This window comes from Mycolicibacterium sediminis (assembly GCF_010731735.1).
GTDB lineage: Bacteria > Actinomycetota > Actinomycetes > Mycobacteriales > Mycobacteriaceae > Mycobacterium > Mycobacterium sediminis.
Genome location: NZ_AP022588.1, coordinates 2,993,786 through 3,012,238 on the forward strand (window position 1 = coordinate 2,993,786; position 18,453 = coordinate 3,012,238).

General features: G+C 70.2%; 18 protein-coding genes. 11 read left to right on the forward strand and 7 right to left on the reverse strand.

The window, feature by feature from the left end; translation table 11 throughout:
• Window positions 1–2 precede the first annotated feature (2 nt).
• Window positions 3–1,217 carry an ABC transporter substrate-binding protein gene (locus G6N64_RS14290; RefSeq protein WP_163797655.1) on the reverse strand — a complete coding sequence of 405 codons (1,215 nt, stop codon included), beginning with the start codon at window positions 1,215–1,217 and terminating at the stop codon, window positions 3–5.
• A gap of 187 nt (window positions 1,218–1,404) precedes the next feature.
• On the opposite strand from G6N64_RS14290, the gene G6N64_RS14295 reads away from it, so the two are divergent.
• A complete protein-coding gene (locus tag G6N64_RS14295; protein WP_163797656.1) occupies window positions 1,405–2,349 on the forward strand; it encodes an NADP-dependent oxidoreductase in 945 nt (314 codons plus the stop codon).
• Between the two features lie 50 nt (window positions 2,350–2,399).
• Entirely contained in the window at window positions 2,400–2,888 is a 489-nt protein-coding gene (locus G6N64_RS14300) for a MarR family winged helix-turn-helix transcriptional regulator (RefSeq protein ID WP_163797657.1), read from the forward strand.
• Here the strand turns inward: G6N64_RS14300 and G6N64_RS14305 are convergent.
• Complete coding sequence (locus G6N64_RS14305; RefSeq protein ID WP_163797658.1) at window positions 2,885–3,241, reverse strand: DNA polymerase ligase N-terminal domain-containing protein; 357 nt, start codon at window positions 3,239–3,241, stop codon at window positions 2,885–2,887. The genes G6N64_RS14300 and G6N64_RS14305 overlap by 4 nt on opposite strands.
• Before the next feature lie 5 nt (window positions 3,242–3,246).
• Window positions 3,247–3,942: a FadR/GntR family transcriptional regulator gene (locus tag G6N64_RS14310; protein WP_163801779.1), complete on the reverse strand. Its 696-nt coding sequence runs from the start codon at window positions 3,940–3,942 to the stop codon at window positions 3,247–3,249.
• Window positions 3,943–4,105: 163 nt separating this feature from the next.
• Between G6N64_RS14310 and G6N64_RS14315 the strand changes: the two genes are divergently transcribed.
• The 3 genes from G6N64_RS14315 to G6N64_RS14325 all read left to right on the forward strand — a co-directional run bounded on the left by G6N64_RS14315 (window position 4,106) and on the right by G6N64_RS14325 (window position 8,361).
• A complete protein-coding gene (locus G6N64_RS14315; protein WP_163797659.1) occupies window positions 4,106–5,479 on the forward strand; it encodes an SLC13 family permease in 1,374 nt (457 codons plus the stop codon).
• A gap of 180 nt (window positions 5,480–5,659) precedes the next feature.
• Window positions 5,660–6,862: a CaiB/BaiF CoA transferase family protein gene (locus tag G6N64_RS14320; RefSeq protein WP_163797660.1), complete on the forward strand. Its 1,203-nt coding sequence runs from the start codon at window positions 5,660–5,662 to the stop codon at window positions 6,860–6,862.
• A complete protein-coding gene (locus G6N64_RS14325) occupies window positions 6,862–8,361 on the forward strand; it encodes a carboxyl transferase domain-containing protein (RefSeq protein ID WP_163797661.1) in 1,500 nt (499 codons plus the stop codon). Before G6N64_RS14320 ends, G6N64_RS14325 begins: the two co-directional genes overlap by 1 nt.
• Here the strand turns inward: G6N64_RS14325 and G6N64_RS14330 are convergent.
• A complete protein-coding gene (locus G6N64_RS14330; RefSeq protein WP_163797662.1) occupies window positions 8,347–8,757 on the reverse strand; it encodes an EVE domain-containing protein in 411 nt (136 codons plus the stop codon). The two genes, G6N64_RS14325 and G6N64_RS14330, sit on opposite strands and share 15 nt — an antisense overlap.
• Before the next feature lie 145 nt (window positions 8,758–8,902).
• Here G6N64_RS14330 and G6N64_RS14335 point away from each other — a divergent pair, with 145 nt between their 5' ends.
• A complete protein-coding gene (locus tag G6N64_RS14335; RefSeq protein WP_163797663.1) occupies window positions 8,903–9,109 on the forward strand; it encodes a hypothetical protein in 207 nt (68 codons plus the stop codon).
• A 1-nt stretch (window position 9,110) separates the two neighbouring features.
• Here the strand turns inward: G6N64_RS14335 and G6N64_RS14340 are convergent, their stop codons facing one another.
• Entirely contained in the window at window positions 9,111–10,103 is a 993-nt protein-coding gene (locus G6N64_RS14340; RefSeq protein ID WP_163797664.1) for an NAD-dependent epimerase/dehydratase family protein, read from the reverse strand.
• A 57-nt stretch (window positions 10,104–10,160) separates the two neighbouring features.
• Here G6N64_RS14340 and G6N64_RS14345 point away from each other — a divergent pair, with 57 nt between their 5' ends.
• Window positions 10,161–11,048, forward strand: a complete 888-nt coding sequence (locus tag G6N64_RS14345; protein WP_163797665.1) for a LysR family transcriptional regulator — start codon at window positions 10,161–10,163, stop codon at window positions 11,046–11,048.
• 75 nt (window positions 11,049–11,123) lie between these two features.
• A complete protein-coding gene (locus tag G6N64_RS14350; protein ID WP_246231158.1) occupies window positions 11,124–12,356 on the forward strand; it encodes an MFS transporter in 1,233 nt (410 codons plus the stop codon).
• On the opposite strand, the gene G6N64_RS14355 is transcribed toward G6N64_RS14350, so the two are convergent.
• Window positions 12,353–13,321 carry an NADPH:quinone oxidoreductase family protein gene (locus G6N64_RS14355; protein WP_163797667.1) on the reverse strand — a complete coding sequence of 323 codons (969 nt, stop codon included), beginning with the start codon at window positions 13,319–13,321 and terminating at the stop codon, window positions 12,353–12,355. The two genes, G6N64_RS14350 and G6N64_RS14355, sit on opposite strands and share 4 nt — an antisense overlap.
• 22 nt (window positions 13,322–13,343) lie before the next feature.
• On the opposite strand from G6N64_RS14355, the gene G6N64_RS14360 reads away from it, so the two are divergent.
• Both G6N64_RS14360 and G6N64_RS14365 read left to right on the forward strand, forming a co-directional pair.
• A complete protein-coding gene (locus G6N64_RS14360) occupies window positions 13,344–14,456 on the forward strand; it encodes an NAD(P)-dependent alcohol dehydrogenase (RefSeq protein WP_163797668.1) in 1,113 nt (370 codons plus the stop codon).
• A gap of 131 nt (window positions 14,457–14,587) precedes the next feature.
• The gene (locus G6N64_RS14365) at window positions 14,588–15,472 is read left to right on the forward strand and encodes an alpha/beta fold hydrolase (RefSeq protein WP_163801781.1); all 885 of its coding nucleotides are present in this window, start codon (window positions 14,588–14,590) and stop codon (window positions 15,470–15,472) included.
• Here G6N64_RS14365 and G6N64_RS14370 read toward each other — a convergent pair.
• A complete protein-coding gene (locus G6N64_RS14370; RefSeq protein WP_163797669.1) occupies window positions 15,469–16,800 on the reverse strand; it encodes a flavin monoamine oxidase family protein in 1,332 nt (443 codons plus the stop codon). The two genes, G6N64_RS14365 and G6N64_RS14370, sit on opposite strands and share 4 nt — an antisense overlap.
• A gap of 148 nt (window positions 16,801–16,948) precedes the next feature.
• Between G6N64_RS14370 and G6N64_RS14375 the strand changes: the two genes are divergently transcribed.
• On the forward strand, window positions 16,949–18,451 hold the full coding sequence (locus G6N64_RS14375) for a flavin-containing monooxygenase (RefSeq protein WP_163797670.1): 1,503 nt from the start codon (window positions 16,949–16,951) through the stop codon (window positions 18,449–18,451).
• Window positions 18,452–18,453 lie beyond the last annotated feature (2 nt).

Genomic DNA, 18,453 nt, shown 5'->3' on the forward strand with positions numbered 1-18,453 from the left:
GCTCACGTGTATCCGGGAGCGAGCGTGAAGGTGCCTTCGTCGAACGAACTCGCCTCGTTCATCACGACGGACTCGAGCGGGAACCCGTTGCGGTTGTCCGGACCCCACGTGTAGTCGCCGAATACGCCGGGCAGATCCGCAGTGGCGTCGAGCGCCTCCTCGATGGCGTCCGGATCGGTGGATCCGGCCGTGATGACGGCGTGCTTGATGGTCTGCACCGAGTCGTACCCCAGCGCCACCCACCACAGCGTGTAGGTGATCGATTCCCCGAGCACCTCGGTGCCCGCCGACGCGATGAACTCCGTCGTGCGCGCGGGGAGTCGGCCGGAGGAGTCACGGCTCATGGAGCGGTAGCCCACCGCGAAGACGTTGGACCAGTTGGCCTTGTCGCTCAACAGCTTGCCCGTGTCGCCGGACGCCAGCGCCGGGTGACCGGCGATCGGCACGTCCCATCCGAGCGCGGCTCGCGCGTTGATCAGGCGACCGCCGAGCCCGGCGGCAGCCGACCAGATCATCACGCCCTCCGCGCCGGCGGACCTGGCCTTGGCCACGTCGGAGGTGACGTCGGTCTGGTTGACGTCGATCAGGCCGCGGTAGACGACCGAGCCGCCGGCGTTCTCGACCAGGTCGACGGCCTGGTTCACCGTGTCGGTGCCGTATCCGGTGGTGTCGCCGAAGATCGCCACCTTCTTGATGCCGAGTCGACCCACCAGGTAGTCGGTGGCGGCCTGGACCCACTGCTCGTTGGTGGGGATCGTGCGGTAGGCCAGCGGGAACTTCTCCGGGTCGGTGAGCGAGTCGACCGTGCCGATGATGATGTTCGTGGTGTCGCGCTTGGCGATCACGGGGACGGCGGGCAACGCCTCGCCGGAGTTCACGGGACCGATGATGAAGTCGACCTCGTCCTTGAGCGTCAGCTCGTTCGACATGTTGACCGCCTTGGTGGGATCGCCTCCCGTGTCCCGCACGATGAGGTCGATCCTGCGACCGTCGATCCCGCCCTCGGCGTTGATCTGGTCGACTGCGTACCGCACGCCGCGGTTCTCCGCGATGGCTGCCGCCGACAGCGGACCGCTGAGCGAGGATAGCCACCCGATCTTGATGTCGCCGCCGTCGTCGGTCCGTCGTTCCGTTGCGGCACAACCAGATACGGCGATGACGCACACCGCCATGCCGAGCGCGACGAGTCGACTCCAGCCGCTCCGACCTCGGACCACGGTGCCCTCCCCAGCAAGACATCACTTTGACTCCGAAATTGGAGCCAATGTTGACGACCCTAACAGCCGGGTGTGTGACGGGCAACACTTCTCCGCAGGCCGGGCTCGGGGAATGCTTCGACATCGAAGCGAGTTGATACGAAGTGAACTGCTTCGAGGTCGAAGCACCAGAACGAGGAGGACGATCGTGAAGGCTTTGTTCTACCGCAGCTACGGCGACAGTGAGGTCCTGGAGTACGGCGACGCGCCGCGTCCGGTTCCCGGTTCCGGCCAGGTTCTGGTGAAGGTGGCAGCCACCTCCTTCAACCCGGTCGACGCGGGCATCCGCGGCGGTTACCTGTCCTCGGTGTACGCCATCGACTTCCCGCACGTTCCGGGCGTCGACGTCGCGGGCACGATCGCCGAACTGGGCGAGGGGGTGACGGGCTGGACCGTCGGCGACGCGGTCGTGGCGATGCTGTCGCTGGATGCCGACGGAGCCGCCGCGGAGTACGCACTCGCAGACGCCGGGTCGCTGGCCACCGCGCCGGCGTCGGTGGATCTGGCCGATGCCGCCGCACTGCCGGTGGTGGGCCTCACCGCCTGGCAATCCCTGTTCGAGATCGCGAACCTGACTGCGGGACAGACGATCCTGATCAACGGAGCCTCGGGCGCGGTCGGTGGCCATGCCGTCCAACTGGCCAAGCAGGTCGGAGCGGTCGTCACCGCGACGGCGAAGCCGCACGACGCCGACCGGCTCCGTGGGTACGGCGCCGATCGGATCGTCGACCACCTCGACTACGGTCGGGCGCCGCTGGAGGTCGAGGGCGCTCCGTTCGACGTGGTGCTCAACCTCGTCGGCACGACCGACGAGCAGACCGAGGCGCTCATCGGCGTCGTCGCGGACGGCGGGGTCCACGTCGGCACCATGGCCGCCGGGCCGGAGAACCCGGGCCGCGGGATCCGCACGCAACGGGTCTTCGTCCGCAGCGACGCCGCGCAACTGGCAGGCCTCGTCGGCCGGGTCGACGACGGGACGTTGCGCATCGACGTCGCCGAGCGCCGCCCGATCGCCACGGCGGCAGCGGTGCACGACGCGTCCGACGCCGGCCGCCTGCACGGCAAGGTGGTGCTCGTTCCCGTCGGCGAGTAGGAGTCGCTCGGAGGGTAGTGCTTCGACGGTGAAGCACTACACTGCGGCGCATGGCCGACGCCCTCAAGCCCGAGCAGATGCGGACCTACTTCGCCTTGACGGAGGCGGTGAGCCTGCTGCAGTACGAGGTGCGCAAGCAGCTGCAGGCCGAGGGTGGACTGAGCTACGTCCAGTTCGAGATCCTGGCGAAACTCGTTGATGCCGAGGGCCGATCACTGACCATGACCGATCTGGCCGACGGGGTCGTCTACAGCCGCTCCGGTCTGACCCACCAGGCCGGACTCCTGGAACGGGACGGCCTGATCAGCCGCCGCGCGAGTCCCGACGATCAGCGCGCCACGGTCGTCGACATCACGAAGGCGGGCCGCGCCCGCGTCGCCGACGTGCTCCCGGGGCACGTCGACGTCGTGCGCGAATTGCTGTTCGACTCGCTCTCGGATCGGGACGTGCGCACTCTCGGCGACGTCATGAGCCGGGCGCGTGATCACATGCGTGCCAGGCCACCGCGCTCCGCGGCCCCGCGCAGGCGCGCTCGTTAGCGCAGGTTCGGCTGGTCCTTCGTCAGGTGCACCAGCCAGTCGCGATCGGTACGAATGAGCGCGTAGCGCAACGTGTTCCGTTCACCGTGCAGGTCGAAGACCAGGCGGCGGTCGTTGCGGTCGACGAGTTGCCACCAGCCGTGGTCGGCGATGTCCTTGTCCGCGTCGGTGTAGATCGCGTGCTCGAGGTCGTGATCGTCGACCGCGACCGCGAGCCGGTCGTGCCGGGAGTCGACCGGCAGGCCCTTGGGTACCGCCCAGGACCGCAGGACGCCGTCCTCCTCGAGCCGAAGGTCGAAGTGCGGTCGAGGCTTTCGGTGTTCGTGGAGGACGAAGACGGGTCGAGCCGGCACGTGGGTCAGTTCCCGGCGCGGAGCAGCGCGACGTCCGACACCATCCGGATGTGGTCGGCCATCGCGCGACCCGCCTCGACGGGGTCCTGCCGGCGCACGGCCTCGGCGATGCGGCGGTGGCCTTCCAGGGAGGCCTTCGGCCGCTCGGACTGCGACAGCGATTCGATGCGCGTCTCGCGCACCAGTTCGGCGATCTCGCCCATCAGCCGTGCCAGGAGGGGGGAGTGCGCGGCGGCGGTGATGGCGGCGTGGAAGTGTTCGTCACCCGATACCCCGCGCTCGCCGCCGGTGATCTCGAGTTCCATGATCGCCAGCGCGTCGTCGATCGCGGCCATCTCGGCGTCGCTTCGGCGCGCGGCGGCGAGTTCGGCGAGCTTTACCTCGAGAGCCTCGCGCGCCTCGATGACCTCAGGCAGTCGATCGGCGTGCTCGCGGAGCGCCCGGATCGCGGCGTCGCCGACGGGTCGACGGATCAGGACCGCACCGTCGCCATGGCGCACCGACAGGATGCCCTGCACCTCGAGGGCCACCAGTGCCTGGCTCAGCGACGCGCGGCTAACACCCAGCTGGGCGGCCAGTTCACGCTCCGGAGGCAGCCGTTCGCCGGCCTGCATGTCGCCGTCGGCCATGTGCTTGCACAGCTGCTCGACGATCACCTCGTACAGCCGGGGTCGAGCCACCGGGCGAATTTGCTCAGCCACTGAGTCACTCACTCTCTTTGCCTTCGGACCGAGAATAGCCGTTCCCAGGAACATGACAGAAGACACAGTCGAGGGTTGACAGTGACCGGGTTCACTGTTTCACTCCTAGTGACTCAGTGGCTAGGCCAATTGGCCAGACCCGCACCACAGGTTGGAGAAGGCGATGCCCGTTGAAGTGATCCCGATCCTGGCGCTGGTCGTCATGTTCATCGCCGCGACGGTGTTGCCCGTCAATATGGGTGCCCTCGGATTCGTCGCGGCGTTCTTCGTCGGCACGATCTGGGTCGGCATGGACTCCGACCAGATCATCGGCGGATTCCCGAGCAGCCTGTTCCTCACGCTGGTCGGAATCACGTACCTCTTCGCGATCGCCCAGAACAACGGGACCGTCGACCTGCTGGTGCGCGGGGCGGTCCGGCTGGTCCGCGGCCGCGTCGCCCTCATCCCGTGGGTGATGTTCGGGGTCACCGGCGTCCTGACGTCGATCGGGGCGCTGGGCCCCGCCGCGGTGGCCATCGTCGCCCCGATCGCCCTCGGCTTCGCCGCGCGGTACGACATCAAGCCCCTGCTGATGGGCATGATGGTGGTGCACGGCGCGCAGGCAGGCGGCTTCTCGCCGATCAGCATCTACGGCGTCACCGTCAACAACATCGCCTCCGGTGCCGGCCTCGAGAACAGCCCGCTGGCCCTCTTTCTGGGCAGCCTCTTCTTCAACGCCGCGATCGGCGTCCTGCTCTTCACGTTCCTCGGTGGGCGCGACCTCATCGGCCGCAGCGTGCACGACCACGACGACGTCCGTCCCGAGGACGACACCGGCGCGGTGGGTGGCGGCAAGTCCCCGGCGACGGTCATGCGCGGCTTCGGCACGACCACCACCAAGGCCCGCTCGCAGGCCGTGACCGCCGAAAAGGCGCCGCCGCTGGCCGTCGCGGTCAAGGCCATCACCTTCGAGCAGATCCTCACTCTCGTCGGCCTCGCCTCGCTGGCCGTGTTCTCGCTGATCCTCGACCTGGACGTCGGGTTCGTGTCGATGACGATCGCGGTGATCCTGGCGCTCGCCTCACCGAAGGCGCAGAAGGGTGCGATCAATCAGATCAGCTGGTCGACGGTGCTTCTCATCGGTGGCGTGCTGACCTTCGTCGGCGTCCTGCAGGAGGCCGGCACCGTCGAGTGGGTCGGCAACGGAGTCGCGGCACTGGGTGCGCCGCTGCTGGTCGCACTGCTGCTCTGCTACATCGGCGCCATCGTGTCCGCGTTCGCGTCCTCGACGGCGATCCTGGGCGCCACCATCCCGCTCGCGGTCCCGTTCCTGATGGCCGGCGAGGTGGGTGCCGTCGGCGTGATCGTGGCACTGGCGATCGCCTCCACGATCGTCGACGTCAGCCCGTTCTCGACCAACGGCGCACTGGTGCTGGCCAACGCCCAGGGCATCGACCGGGACGTGTTCTACAAGCAGATCCTCAAGTACAGCGCGCTAGTGGTGGCGATCGGACCGCTCATCGCCTGGGCCGTCCTCGTGGTGCCCGGCTTGCTCTGACGATCTGAGGAACGCCGGGAGGCGGCGGTGCGCGAGGTCGGCGCGCCGCCGCCTCCCGGCGTCGTCGTGCGCCTCGGCGACCCATCCTGACCTGCGCCGACACCCGTTGACAGGGTTCCGGTCGCCATGGTCCAATGAATTGGCTAGTCCACTAGGTCACCAATCCACGGGAGGCGCACGATGTCGCTGGAACTGAACACGACGGGCAGGACCGGTCCGCTGCGCGGCACCGTGGTGGTCGACCTGACCCGCGCCCTCGCAGGCCCGCACGCGGCGATGATGCTCGGCGACCTCGGAGCCGACGTGATCAAGGTGGAGAGCCCCAAGGGTGGGGACGACACCCGCGCCTGGGGTCCGCCGTTCGTCGAGCCCGTCGGCGCCGACCGCGAATCCACCTACTTCCTGTCGGCGAATCGCAACAAGCGGTCGATCGCGCTGGACCTCAAGACCGACGACGGGCGCCAGGCCCTCGAGGACATGGTCAGGAAGGCCGACGTCCTGCTCGAGAACTTCCGCACCGGCGTCCTCGACCGGCTCGGCTTCTCGCCGGAGCGACTGTCCGAGTTGAACCCCCGCCTGGTGATCCTGTCGATCAGCGGCTTCGGCCACGACGGCCCGGAGGGTGGCCGGTCCGGTTACGACCAGATCGCCCAGGGCGAGGCCGGCCTGATGTCGTTCACCGGATCCGGTCCCGACGACGTACAGCGCGTCGGCGTCCCGATCGCCGACCTGCTCGCCGGCATGTACGGGGCGTTCGGCGTGCTCGCGGCACTCCGCGACCGCGATCGCACGGGGCGCGGCTCCGTGGTGCGGACCTCCCTGCTCGCCAGCGTCGTCGGCGTGCACGCGTTTCAAGGCACGAAGTGGACCGTTGCTGGCGAGGTCGGCGAGGCGCAGGGCAACCACCACCCGTCCATCTGCCCGTACGGGCTGTTCCCGACCGCCGATGGCGCCGTGCAGATCTCGGTGGGCAGCGAGGGGCTCTGGCACCGGTTCTGCGAGGGCTTCGGCGTCGATCCCGACACCGAGGGCATCGCCACGAACCCGCAACGGGTCGCCAATCAGGCCGGCGTCATCGCGCTCGTCTCCGAACTGTTCGCCGCGCACGATACGGCGTCGCTGCTGACGCTGCTCGACGAGATCGGCGTTCCCGCGGGCAAGGTCCGCAACGTCCAGGAGGTCTACGAGTGGGAGCAGACCCGTTCTCAGGGCCTGCTGATCGACGTCGACCACGAGACGCTGGGGACCGTCACGCTGCCCGGCCCGCCGCTGCGTTTCTTCGACGCCGACGGCACCGAGGTCACCGAGACCGCGCACCTGGCCCCGCCCGTCCTCGGCGCGGACGAGGACCTCGTCCGCGCCTGGCTGAAGGAAGCCGTCTGATGCGCCGGCTGTCCGCGCGCGACCTGCTCGACGTGCTGGCCGACGTCGACAGCTTCGTCAGCTGGGACGCGCCGGCCGGCGAGTTCGCGGTCGACGACGCGTATGCCGGCGAGCTGGCGGCGGCGCGCGCCAAGACCGGCCTCGACGAGTCGGTGATCACGGGCGCCATCACGATCCGCGGGCGCAAGGTCGCGATCCTGCTGAGCGAATTCGCCTTCCTCGCAGGCTCGATCGGCGTCGCGGCGGGGGAGCGGCTGGTCACGGCGATCCACCGGGCGACCGCGGAGGGGCTGCCACTGCTGGCCCTGCCGACGTCCGGGGGAACGCGGATGCAGGAGGGAACGGTCGCGTTCCTGCAGATGGTCAGGATCACCGCCGCCATCACCCTGCACAAGGCCGCCCACCTGCCCTACATCGTCTACCTCCGGCACCCCACGACCGGTGGGGTGTTCGCGTCGTGGGGATCGCTCGGGCACCTCACCGTCGCCGAACCCGAGGCGCTCGTCGGGTTCCTCGGCCCGCGCGTGTACGAGGCGCTGTACGACGATCGCTTCCCCGCCGGGGTGCAGACGTCGGAGAACCTGCAGGCGCACGGGCTGATCGACGCGGTCCGGCCGCCGGAACAGCTCGGCGAGATCGTCGACCGGGCCTTGCGGATCATGACCGATCAACCCCGGCGCTGCGGGTTGCCGGCCGACACCCCGGACCGGGTGATCGACGACGTCCCGGCGTGGACCTCGGTGCTGGCGTCGCGCCGCCCCGATCGGCCCGGCGTACGCGAGCTGCTGTTCAACGCCGCATCAGACGTGTTGCCGCTCAACGGAACCGGTCAGGGCGAGTCCGACCCCGGTCTGATCCTGGCGCTGGTCCGCTTCGGCGACATGCCGTGCGTGCTGCTCGGACAGGACCGGCACGGACAGACGCCGCGTACGCCGCTCGGCCCCGCGGCGCTGCGCGAGGCGCGGCGTGGGATGCGACTGGCCGAAGACCTCCGGCTGCCGCTGGTCACCGTCATCGACACCGCCGGTGCGGCACTGTCGAAAGACGCCGAGGAGGGCGGACTGGCCGGCGAGATCGCTCGCTGCATCGCCGACATGGTCGACCTCGACACCCCGACGGTGTCGGTGCTGCTGGGGCAGGGCACCGGAGGCGGCGCACTGGCGCTGGTCCCGGCCGACCGCGTCCTCGCCGCGCAGCACGCGTGGCTCTCGCCGCTGCCGCCGGAGGGAGCGAGTGCGATCGTCCACCGCGACGTCGACCACGCTCCGGACATGGCCGAGCGACAGGGGATCCGGTCACTCGACCTGCGTCGCGACGGGATCGTCGACCTGATCATCCCCGAATCACCCGACGCCGCGGACGAGCCCCGACGGTTCTGCGAACGCGTGGGGACCGCACTGCACCGCGAGTTGAGCGGTCTGATCGACCAGGATGCGGAGATGCGCAGGATCGCCCGCGGCAAGCGGTTCAACCGGGTGGGACGCTCAGCCGGGCAGTAACGGGTCGAGCAGCGCCAACTCCGCGCTGCTCACCCAGGACGGGTTGGCCTGCTGCGGGGAGCGGAACACCTCCATGGCGCCCAGCCCCGGCACCGTCGTCAATTCCGCGGCGAGCACCGGGTCGGCGAACAGTGGGACGCGGACCGGGACGTGCAGGCGACCGTCGTCGCCCGTCGTGGGAGCCGCGATGACGTGACCGGATCCCCAGATGCCGCGCCGCGGATGCGCCGACACCCAGAACAGGACCCGCTGGCCGGGGCGCAGCAGCCGGGACCGGTAGTTGTCGGCCACGCACCACGACGGCTTCGTCTCGCCCGCGGCGAGCATGGGCTCGAGCGGCGTCCGCGTCGGGTTGCACTTGATCACCCATGCCCCCAGCGCGTCGAGGGTGATCATCGGAGTATCGCTAGCTCAGCTAGGTTTTCGCACATCACGGTTGGGTAACCGCACCGTGCACGGCGAGCGGCGGAGGTGGCAACATGCACCTTTCCGGATCGGCGACTGCACTGCCTGGTCGGGGCTGCAACAGAGGAAGATTGGCATGATTCACACGGTTGAGGAGCAAACCAGCAGCGGAATGGTGGGGATGGCCTCCCGCCCATGGCGACGGGATCTTGAACCGTCGGCACTGTCGTTCGCGTCACTTCTCGATCCGTCCCGGTCGTCGATCTGCCCCGCGTGCGGCTATCCCAGCGCCGGCATGTGCGCGGCGTGCAAGCAGATCACGCAGATGTCGGTGGGCGCCTGAGTCAGGTCCGGTTCACCGCGTCGGCCAGCGCGGCGAGCGTGTCGGCCGACGTGTGCTCGGGGCGCCACCCGAGGTGCTCCTTGGCCTTGCTGGTGTCCATCACCACCGACGCGCGTCCGGCGTGCAGCCACTCCAGCGCGAACGGCACGAACGGGAGCCGTGCGATCACCTCGGACGTGGCCACGGCCGCGAGGTGCGGCACCTTGACCGGCCGGGCGCCGAACGCCTCCCCGACGTCGGACATGGACAGCAGGCCGTCGCCGGCGATGTTGTAGGCACCCGCCGGGGCGGACGTGGTCGTGACGGCCAGGGCGATGGCGGCCGCGACGTCGTCGTGATGGACGAGTTGCAGGGGTGTGCCCGGATCGGGGAACGGCGGCTTGGGCAGCGGCAACGCCCGGGTGATGCGACGGACGCCGTCCGGCAGTCGGTTCCAGGGCATGGCGTCGGCCAGGGCGGTCGCCTTCGGTCCGGCGACGATGCAGGGCCGCAGCACGAAGACCTCGAGCGAGGAGCCCGCGGTCGCGTCGGCCAGCGTCGCCTCGCACGCCGCCTTCTGCTCGGAGTAGTAGTGCTCGGCGGAGCCCCGCACGGGGACGTCCTCGGTGATCGGGCTCGGGTTGTCCGGGTGGTAGCCGTAGGCGGCGACCGAGGAGGTGTAGACCATCCGCCGGGGGCGTTGCGCGGCGGCGGTCGCCTCGAAGACGTTGCGGGTGCCCTCCAGGTTGATCCGGGCGCTCTCGTCCCTCGATCCCATGATGATGAATGCGAGGTGGACCACCACGTCGGCGTCGGCGACGAGCCCGTCCACGGCGTCGCGGTCGAGGATGTCGCCTTGCCGGTAGACCGTCTTGGTCCAGCCCCGCGCGGCGGGGTCGAACGGTCGGCGCGCCATGCCGATGATCGTCGTGACCTCGGGGTGCTGTTCCAGGGCCTCGATGGTCGAGATGCCGATCTCTCCGGTGGGTCCCGTGACGGCGACGGTCAGTGACATGGCGTCGTTGTTCCCTGTCCGTGACCGGCGAAAACGTCACCTGGCTATCGTCGTAGCGTGCACCTCGAGGAACTGCAGTGGTTCGTCGTCCTCGCCGAGACCGAGCACGTCACCGAGGCCGCCGCGGAACTGGGGATCAGCCAACCGACGCTGTCGCGGGCGTTGGCCCGGTTCGAGGAGCAGGCGGGGACGCCGCTGTTCGACCGGGTCAACCGGCGGCTCCGGCTCAACCCGTACGGACGGATCATGGTCGAGCACGCCCGCCGCAGCCTCGCCGAGATGCAGTCGGCCACCGAGCGCATCGCCGCGCTGCGCGACCCCGACACCGGGCGGGTTCGCCTCGCCTTCCTGCACTCGCTGGCCAACTGGTATGTGCCAGAACAGCTCCGACGGTTCCGGGAAGCCGCGCCGGGCATCGGTTTCGACCTGTTCCAGGGGCCGGCACACGAGATCACCGAACGCGTGCTGACCGGACGGGCCGACGTCGCGATCACCTCGCCGCGGCCCGCAGGGTCAGGGTTCACCTGGCATCGGCTGTACGCGGAGCGGCTGTGTCTGGCCGTGCCGCGTGGCCACCGGCTGGCGTCCCGGGCTCGGGTGCGGATGTCCGCGGCGGCGGGCGAGCCGTTCGTCGCACTCGAGCAGCCCTTCGGCCTGCGGTTGCTCACCGACGCACTGTGGGCCGAGGACGGGATCGAGCCGGAGATCGTCTTCGAGGCCACGGAGATCCCGACCATGGAGGGTCTGGTGGCGGCGGGGTTCGGCGTCGCGGTGGTGCCGCTCCCGCGCGAGGGCACGGAGGCGACGGCGAAGGTGGTGCACGTTCCGCTGACCAACGTCGGAGCGCGACGCGAGGTCGGACTGGTGTGGGACCGGGACCGGACGCCGTCGCCGCCGACGGAACGTTTCACGATCTTTCTCCGAGAGTCGTCGCCTCAGCAGTAATGATGTGCCAGACGTATCGATTCGACGTGTGTCATGCATTGGACACATCGAGAATGCGTTCCTAACCTGATTCGAGTGTCCATCGACAACTCGCTCGACCGGTCCTGGACGGGTCACGCCAAGGGCTCGGCTGCCTACGGTCGGCTGCTCGCGGCCCTGTTCTGCGCGGGCGTCGCGACCTTCGCCCAGCTGTACTCGCCGCAGGCCGTCCTCCCACTGATCTCGGCCGACCTGGGCGTCGGCGCCGCTCACGCCGCGCTGATGATCTCGGCGTCGACCATCGGGCTGGCAGTCGGCGTGATCCCGTGGTCGATGATCGCCGACCGCGTCGGCCGGGTCCGTGCGATCTCGACGTCGGTCACCACCGCGACGGCGGTCGGGCTCCTCATCCCGTTCGCACCCAGCTACGAGCTGCTGCTGGCCGGACGGTTCGTCGAGGGTCTGTTCGTCGGTGGCGTGCCGGCGATCGCCGTCGCCTACCTGACCGAGGAGGTCAACCCCGTGCACGCCGCTCGGGCGGCCGGGACGTTCGTGGCGGGTACCACGATCGGCGGGCTGCTCGGCCGGCTGGTGGCCAGCCCGGTCGCCGAGGTCGCGGGCTGGCGCATAGGCGTCTTCACCGTCGCGGTGGTCTGCGGCCTCGCCGCGCTCAGCTTCGTCAGGCTCGCACCCGAGCCGCGCGGCTTCACGCCGCGCAACCGGCGTGCTGCCAACCCGGAGGGCAGCCTGGCCCACCGCCTGGCGGCCAACCTGCGCTCGCCACGTCAGCTGGCCCTGTTCGCCCAGGCGTTCCTGCTCATGGGCGGGTTCGTCGCGCTCTACAACTTCCTGGGCTTCCGGCTCGCCGGTGCGCCGTTCGGGCTGGCGCCGTCGGTGATCAGCCTGGTGTTCCTGGCCTACCTGGCGGGCACGTGGGCGTCATCGCGCGCCGGGGCCGAGGCATCGCGCTTCGGGCGCAAGCGAATCCTGCTCGGATCGATCGCGACGTTGGCGGTGGGTGTCTCGATCACGTTGAGCGACAACCTGATCGCCGTCCTCGTCGGTCTGGTGATCGCCACGGCGGGATTCTTCGGAGCGCACTCGATCGCCGCGGGCTGGACGGGACAGTCGGCACCTGCGGGCAGGGCCCAGGCGTCGTCGCTCTACAACCTCTTCTACTACGGCGGATCCAGCGCCATCGGCTGGGTCGGCGGCGTGGCGTTCGACGCGCGCGGATGGACCGCCGTCGCATCGACGATCCTGGTGCTCACCGCGGTGGCCGCCGTCATCGCCGCCGTGGTGCTGCGCGACGACGCCGGGAGCCGCTAACGCACCCGGACGACGACCTTGCCCCGGGCCGAGCGGTCCTCGAGCGAGGCGATGGCCTCGCCGGCCCGTTCGAGTGGATAGACCACCGGCTGGGGCACGGTGACCAGGCCCGCGGCCAGTAGCGGCTCGATCTCGGCCCACTGCTCCTGCAGATAGCCGGGATGCGTTGCCGCCCATGCTCCCCAGCCGACGCCGACGGTGTCGACGTTGTTGAGCAGCAGCCGGTTGACCTTGACGGTGGGGATGTCCCCGCCGGTGAAGCCGATCACCAGCAGGCGCCCGCCGGGAGCCAGCGACCGCAGGGAGTCGGTGAACCGGTCACCGCCCACGGGGTCGACGACGACGTCCACGCCGCGTCCTCCGGTCAACTCCTTGACGTCGTCCTTGAAGCGTTCGGCGAGAACGACGTCCGTCGCGCCCGCGGCGCGGGCGACGGCCACCTTGTCCTCGGTGCTCACCACGGCGATCATCCGGGAGGCTCCCCAGGCGGCGGCCAGGCGCAGCGTCGACGTGCCGATGCCGCCGGCCGCGCCGTGGACCAGCAGGGTCTCCCCGGGCGCGAGTCGGCCACGGGTGCGCAGTGCGCAGTGCACCGTCAGGTCGTTGAAGAGCAGTCCCGCGCCGGCCCCGAAGGACACCGAACCCGGCAGCCGGAACACCCGATCCGGCGGCAGCACCACGACTTCGGCCATTCCGCCGGACAGCATCGTCAGGCCGGCGACGCGGTCACCGGTCGAGACGTGCGCACCCGCCGGTGCACTGCGCACGACGCCGGCCACCTCGGCGCCGGGCGTGTACGGCAACTCCGGCGCGTGCTGATACTGGCCGCGCGTCTGCAGCGCATCCGGGAACGCGACGCCCGCGGCGTGCACGTCGATGACGACGCCATCCCCGGTCGGCTCGTCGATGTCCACGAGTTCCGCGGCGTGCGGACCCTCCAGTCGGGCTACTTGAATGGCACGCATCCAGACCATTTAACATCCCCGGGTGATCGAAGCCCGCGCCGCGGTCCTGCTCGACGAGGGATCCCAGCCACGACTGACCGACGTCCAGATCCGGGGTCCGATCCGTGACGAGGTGCTCGTCCGCATCGACGCCGTCGGCATCTGCCACACCGACGTCAGCCTCGCCGCGAGGTGGCCGGCGAAGCGGATGCCGATGACCTTCGGGCACGAGGGTGCGGGCACCGTCGTCGCCACGGGACCCGACTCGCGCCGCCGCGGCGGTGAGCAGGTGGTGCTGACGTTCGACAGCTGCGGCTCGTGCGGCGCCTGCGCGTCCGGCGCACCCGCCTACTGCGACCACGCCACCACGCTGAACATGCGGGGCGACCGCGGCGACGAGGCCAGCGCACTGCGCCTGGACGGACACCCCATCCGCGGCGGCTTCTTCGGACAGTCCAGCTTCGCCACCCACGCTCTCGCCAGGTCGGCCAACGCCATCCCGATCGGGGAGTCGATCGACCCCGCGCTCGCGGCACCGCTGGGATGCAGCGTGCAGACCGGCGTCGGCACGGTGCTCAACGCGCTCGCGGCGGGCGCCGACGACACCGTGGTGGTGTTCGGCGCGGGTGGTGTGGGCCTCTCGGCGGTGATGGGTGCGCGGATCGCCGGCTGCCGAGCCGTCGTCGCAGTGGATCCGGTGGCCGAACGCCGTTCGCTGGCAACGCGATTGGGTGCCACCACCGTGGTCGACCCGGCCGACGGCGACGTCGCGGCCGCGGTCGTCGAGGCGACCGGTGGTGGTGCGTCGCTCGCGGTGGACACCACGGCGGTGCCGGACGTCCTCGCCGGTGCGTGCGCCGCGCTGCGGGCCGGCGGCACGCTGGCCCTGGTCGGACTCGGCGCGCTGATGGCGCCGCTGCCCGTCGGCCTCATCATGGCCCGTGGACTGCGGGTGCGCGGCGTGGTCGAGGGTGACAGCGATCCCCATGCGTTCATCCCGCGACTGGCCGATCTGGTCCGCAGCGGCGACCTGCCCGTGGGCGAGGTGGTCACGCGGTTCGCCTTCGACGACTTCGATGCCGCGTGGTCGGCGGCGACGTCCGGGGGCGCGGTGAAGCCGGTTCTCGTGATGCCCCGCCAGGACGCCATCTCTTGACACGCGTCAACTAGACGTAGTTAGACTTCTCCCGCGCACGGCAAGGCTGCCGTGGCGGATGGGAGGTCCCGGTGAGCCCTCGACTGCGGCCCTACGCGCCCGCCACCGAGCTGCCGGCGGGCAAGACGCTGATGGTGCACTCCTCGGACCACACCCGCATCCACACCGAGGTGTTCGGACCGGCGGACGGCTACCCGATCGTGCTGGCCCACGGCATCACCTGCGCCATCCGGGTGTGGGCCAACCAGATCGCGGACCTGTCCCGAGACCATCGCGTCATCGCCTACGACCACCGCGGGCACGGCCGCAGCGGCGTGCCGAAGCGGCGCGGCTACGGCCTCGACTTCCTCGCCGCGGACCTCGACGCCGTCCTCGACGCCACGCTGGCACCGGGGGAGAAGGCGGTGATCGCCGGACACTCGATGGGCGGCATCGCCATCCAGGCGTGGTCGCAGCGCTACCCCGCGCGGGTGCGGCAGTGCGCCGACGCCGTGGCGCTCATCAACACCACCTCGGGCGAACTCCTGCGCAACGTGCAGCTCCTGCCGGTACCCGAGCGGCTGGCGGCCGGCCGCGTCCGCGCCGGCGGTCTGCTGCTGAAGCGACTGGGCTCCGCGCCGCTGGTGCCGGGCTCCATCGCGCAGACGCGGCGGATGGTGTCCACGCTGGCCGTCGGTCGAGACGCGGACCCGGCGATCGGCGACTTCGTCTTCGACCTGTTCGCCAAGACCCCGCCCGCGGGCCGCGGAGGCTGGGCCCGGGTGCTCGTAGACGCCATGGGCGACAACCACATCGGGCTCACCAACCTGACCGTCCCGACGCTGGTGATCGGCAGCCGCGGCGACCGGCTGCTGCCCATCGCGGCCGCGCGCCGCATCGCCGCCAACGCGCCCAACCTGACGTCGTTCGTCGAACTGAGCGGCGGACACTGCGCGATCCTCGAACGTCCCGCCGCGGTCAACGCGCACCTGCGCGGCCTGGTCGAATCCATCCGCGAGGAGCGGCTCACCTCCTAGCGGGCCAGGTGCTCGGCCACCTCGGCCGCGGCCCGTCGGCCGGAGCGCACGGCGCCGTCGAGGAAGCCCGTCCACACGTCGGCCGTCTCGGTGCCTGCCCAGAAGACGCCGTCGACCGGCGTGTGCAGCGCCCGGCCGTAGCGCGTCCACGAACCGGGCGGCACCGCGGCGGTGGGCCCGCCGGGGGCGAACTCCTCGGTGCCCCAGCAGTGGTCCACGTAGTCGATCGGCGTCGCCGCCTGCCGGCCGAAGAGGTCGACGAAGCACGACAGGGCACGGTCGCGGCGCCGCTCGGCGGGCAACGGGTCGAAGGTGCGGGCGTCGGTGAAGCCGAGCAGGACCCCCGGGCCGTCGGCGGGACTGACGTCGAAGGTGATGAACACCGGGCCCTCGTCGGACAGCGCCTGGCCGGAATGGCCGTCAGCGCGCCAGAACGGCGTCTCGTAGGCGGCGTAGGCCTTGCTGAGCCTGCCCAGCGGCCAGTGCTCGGCCAGGCGCGCGTGCTCGTCGGGCAGCGGCGGGTCGAACGCGATGTCGGCACGGTGCTCCGGCGGGACGGCGACGACGACCGCACGTGCGGACGTCGGCCCCGCGTCGGTGTGCACCACGACGCCGTCGCCGCTGCGTTCGATGCGGGTCACCACGGCCTCGGTGCGGACGCGGTCGCCCAGCTGCTCGGCCATCCGCAGGGCGATCGACTGGGTGCCGTCGGGGAAGTGGTCCTGCTGCGCTCCGCCCTGGACGTCGAGCATCGGGCCGATCCCGCCCGCGGCCTTCACGTACCGCACCGCGTGGAGCATCGACACCTCGTCGGGTTCGCAGCCCCACGTCACGCGAGACATGATCGCCATCAGGTCGCGGGTGGAGGCGCCGGCGTGCACCGACCGCAGCCACCCGTCGAGCGTTCTGGCGTCCAGTCGCTCGGCGAGCGGCGAGGTCCACGGCCGGGCCACCGGGACCTGACGGCTGAGCCGCTCGAACCGCCACTGGATCCTGGAGACGTCGAGCAGCTCGAGGATCGACAACTTCGGGATGGTGCTGCGGTACGACCGCACCCGCCCGCGCCACCGGATCAGGTTCTTGCCGCGGCTGTACGTGGGCGTCGTCGGGCACCCCAGTTCGGCGGCGAGGCCGAGGACGGCGTCCTGGCTGGGGCCCACGAAGGTGCCGCCCAGGTCGATCGGCACGCCGGCGATCGTGGTCGTGTGCGAGCGCCCGCCCACCCGGTCGCGCCCCTCAAGCACCACGACGTCGAGGCCGCGCCGGTCCAGCTCGCGCGCCGTGCTCAGACCTGCGAACCCCGCCCCCACCACCACTACGTCCACCACCGGACCAGTCTGACGACTCCGACGCGTCCGGGTGCGCGTACCACGGTCTTTTCGCACCGATTTCCCACGGGACGGAACCGACCACCTAGGGTGGTGGTACGCAGCGGGACCAGTACCTGGTCCATCGGCACACCAAAGGAGGGTCGCCGTGGGTGACACCGACGCGGACTACTCAGACGTCCTGATCATCGGCGCCGGGATCTCCGGCATCGGAGCGGCCTACCGCATCCGGGAACGCAACCCGAAGTCGTCGTTCACGATTCTGGAACGCCGTCAGCGCATCGGCGGAACGTGGGACCTGTTCCGCTACCCGGGCATCCGGTCGGACAGCGACATCTTCACGCTGAGCTTCCCGTACGAGCCGTGGACCCGGCGGGAGAACGTCGCCGACGGCGCCGACATCCGCGAGTACCTGACGACGACGGCGCGCAAGCACGGCATCGACGAGCACATCCGCTTCAACACCCACGTGGAGTCGGCCGAGTGGGACTCCGGCACGGACACCTGGACGGTGCGCGCCCAGGAGGACGGGGTGGAGAAGCTCTACCGCGGCCGCTTCCTGTTCTTCGGCACCGGCTACTACAACTACGACGACCCGTACACGCCCGAGTTCCCCGGCATCGAACGGTTCGGTGGGAACGTCGTCCACCCGCAGTTCTGGCCCGAGGACCTCGACCACTCGGGTAAGCGGGTCGTCGTGATCGGCAGCGGTGCGACCTCGATCAGCCTGATCCCGGCGCTCGCGAAGACCGCCGCACACGTGACGATGCTGCAGCGTTCGCCGACGTACATGATGTCCATGGCGCGCATCGACCCGATGGTCGACGCCATCCGGAAGCTGCTGCCGCGGAAGGTGTCCCACTCGGTGGTGCGCTTCCGCAACGCGCTGTTCCACGTTTTGTCGTACTTCATGTTCCGCAAGGCGCCGCGCTTCGGCCGGTGGCTGGTCCGGAACCGCACGATCGCCGCGCTGCCGAAGGGCTACGACGTCGACACCCACTTCAAGCCGAGGTACGACCCGTGGGATCAGCGCATGTGCCTGATCCTCGACCACGATCTGTTCAACCAGATCGGCGAGGGCCGCGCCGAGATCGTCACCGACCACGTCGACCACTTCGACGAGACGGGGATCGTGCTGACGTCTGGTCGCCGGCTCGACGCCGACGTGGTGGTGACGGCGACCGGTCTGCAGCTGCAGGCGCTCGGCGGCATCAAGATCGTCGTGGACGGCCGGGACGTCGACCCCACCGACCGGTTCGTCTACAAGGAGTACCTGCTCGAGGACGTCCCGAACATGGCGTGGTGCATCGGGTACACCAACGCGTCGTGGACGCTGCGCGCCGACATGACGGCCCGCGCCGTCGCGAAGCTGTTGGCCTACATGGACTCTCACGGGTACACGCACGCCTACCCGCACCTCGGCGACACGCCAGTGGAGGAGAAGCCGACGTTCGACCTCGACGCCGGCTACATCAAGCGTGCCCCGCACGCCCTGCCCCGGTCGGGCAGCAAGAGGCCGTGGCACGTCCGGCACAACTACGTGCTCGACATCGTCGACCACCGGTTCGACCGCATCGAGGAGTCGATGGTGTTCGGGCGGGCAGCAGATCAGGTCACGGCACCGCCGCGGGCCGAGAGCCGGACGGCCTGACA

Excerpts from the sequence above, each read along its gene's own strand:
- G6N64_RS14320 (WP_163797660.1), top strand. The coding sequence starts at position 5,660 with ATGTCGCTGGAACTGAACACGACGGGCAGGACCGGTCCGCTGCGCGGC.
- G6N64_RS14340 (WP_163797664.1), bottom strand. The coding sequence starts at position 10,103 with ATGTCACTGACCGTCGCCGTCACGGGACCCACCGGAGAGATCGGCATC.
- G6N64_RS14355 (WP_163797667.1), bottom strand. The coding sequence starts at position 13,321 with ATGCGTGCCATTCAAGTAGCCCGACTGGAGGGTCCGCACGCCGCGGAA.
- G6N64_RS14335 (WP_163797663.1), top strand. The coding sequence starts at position 8,903 with ATGATTCACACGGTTGAGGAGCAAACCAGCAGCGGAATGGTGGGGATG.
- G6N64_RS14300 (WP_163797657.1), top strand. The coding sequence starts at position 2,400 with ATGGCCGACGCCCTCAAGCCCGAGCAGATGCGGACCTACTTCGCCTTG.
- G6N64_RS14325 (WP_163797661.1), top strand. The coding sequence starts at position 6,862 with ATGCGCCGGCTGTCCGCGCGCGACCTGCTCGACGTGCTGGCCGACGTC.
- G6N64_RS14315 (WP_163797659.1), top strand. The coding sequence starts at position 4,106 with ATGCCCGTTGAAGTGATCCCGATCCTGGCGCTGGTCGTCATGTTCATC.
- G6N64_RS14365 (WP_163801781.1), top strand. The coding sequence starts at position 14,588 with ATGGTGCACTCCTCGGACCACACCCGCATCCACACCGAGGTGTTCGGA.
- G6N64_RS14330 (WP_163797662.1), bottom strand. The coding sequence starts at position 8,757 with ATGATCACCCTCGACGCGCTGGGGGCATGGGTGATCAAGTGCAACCCG.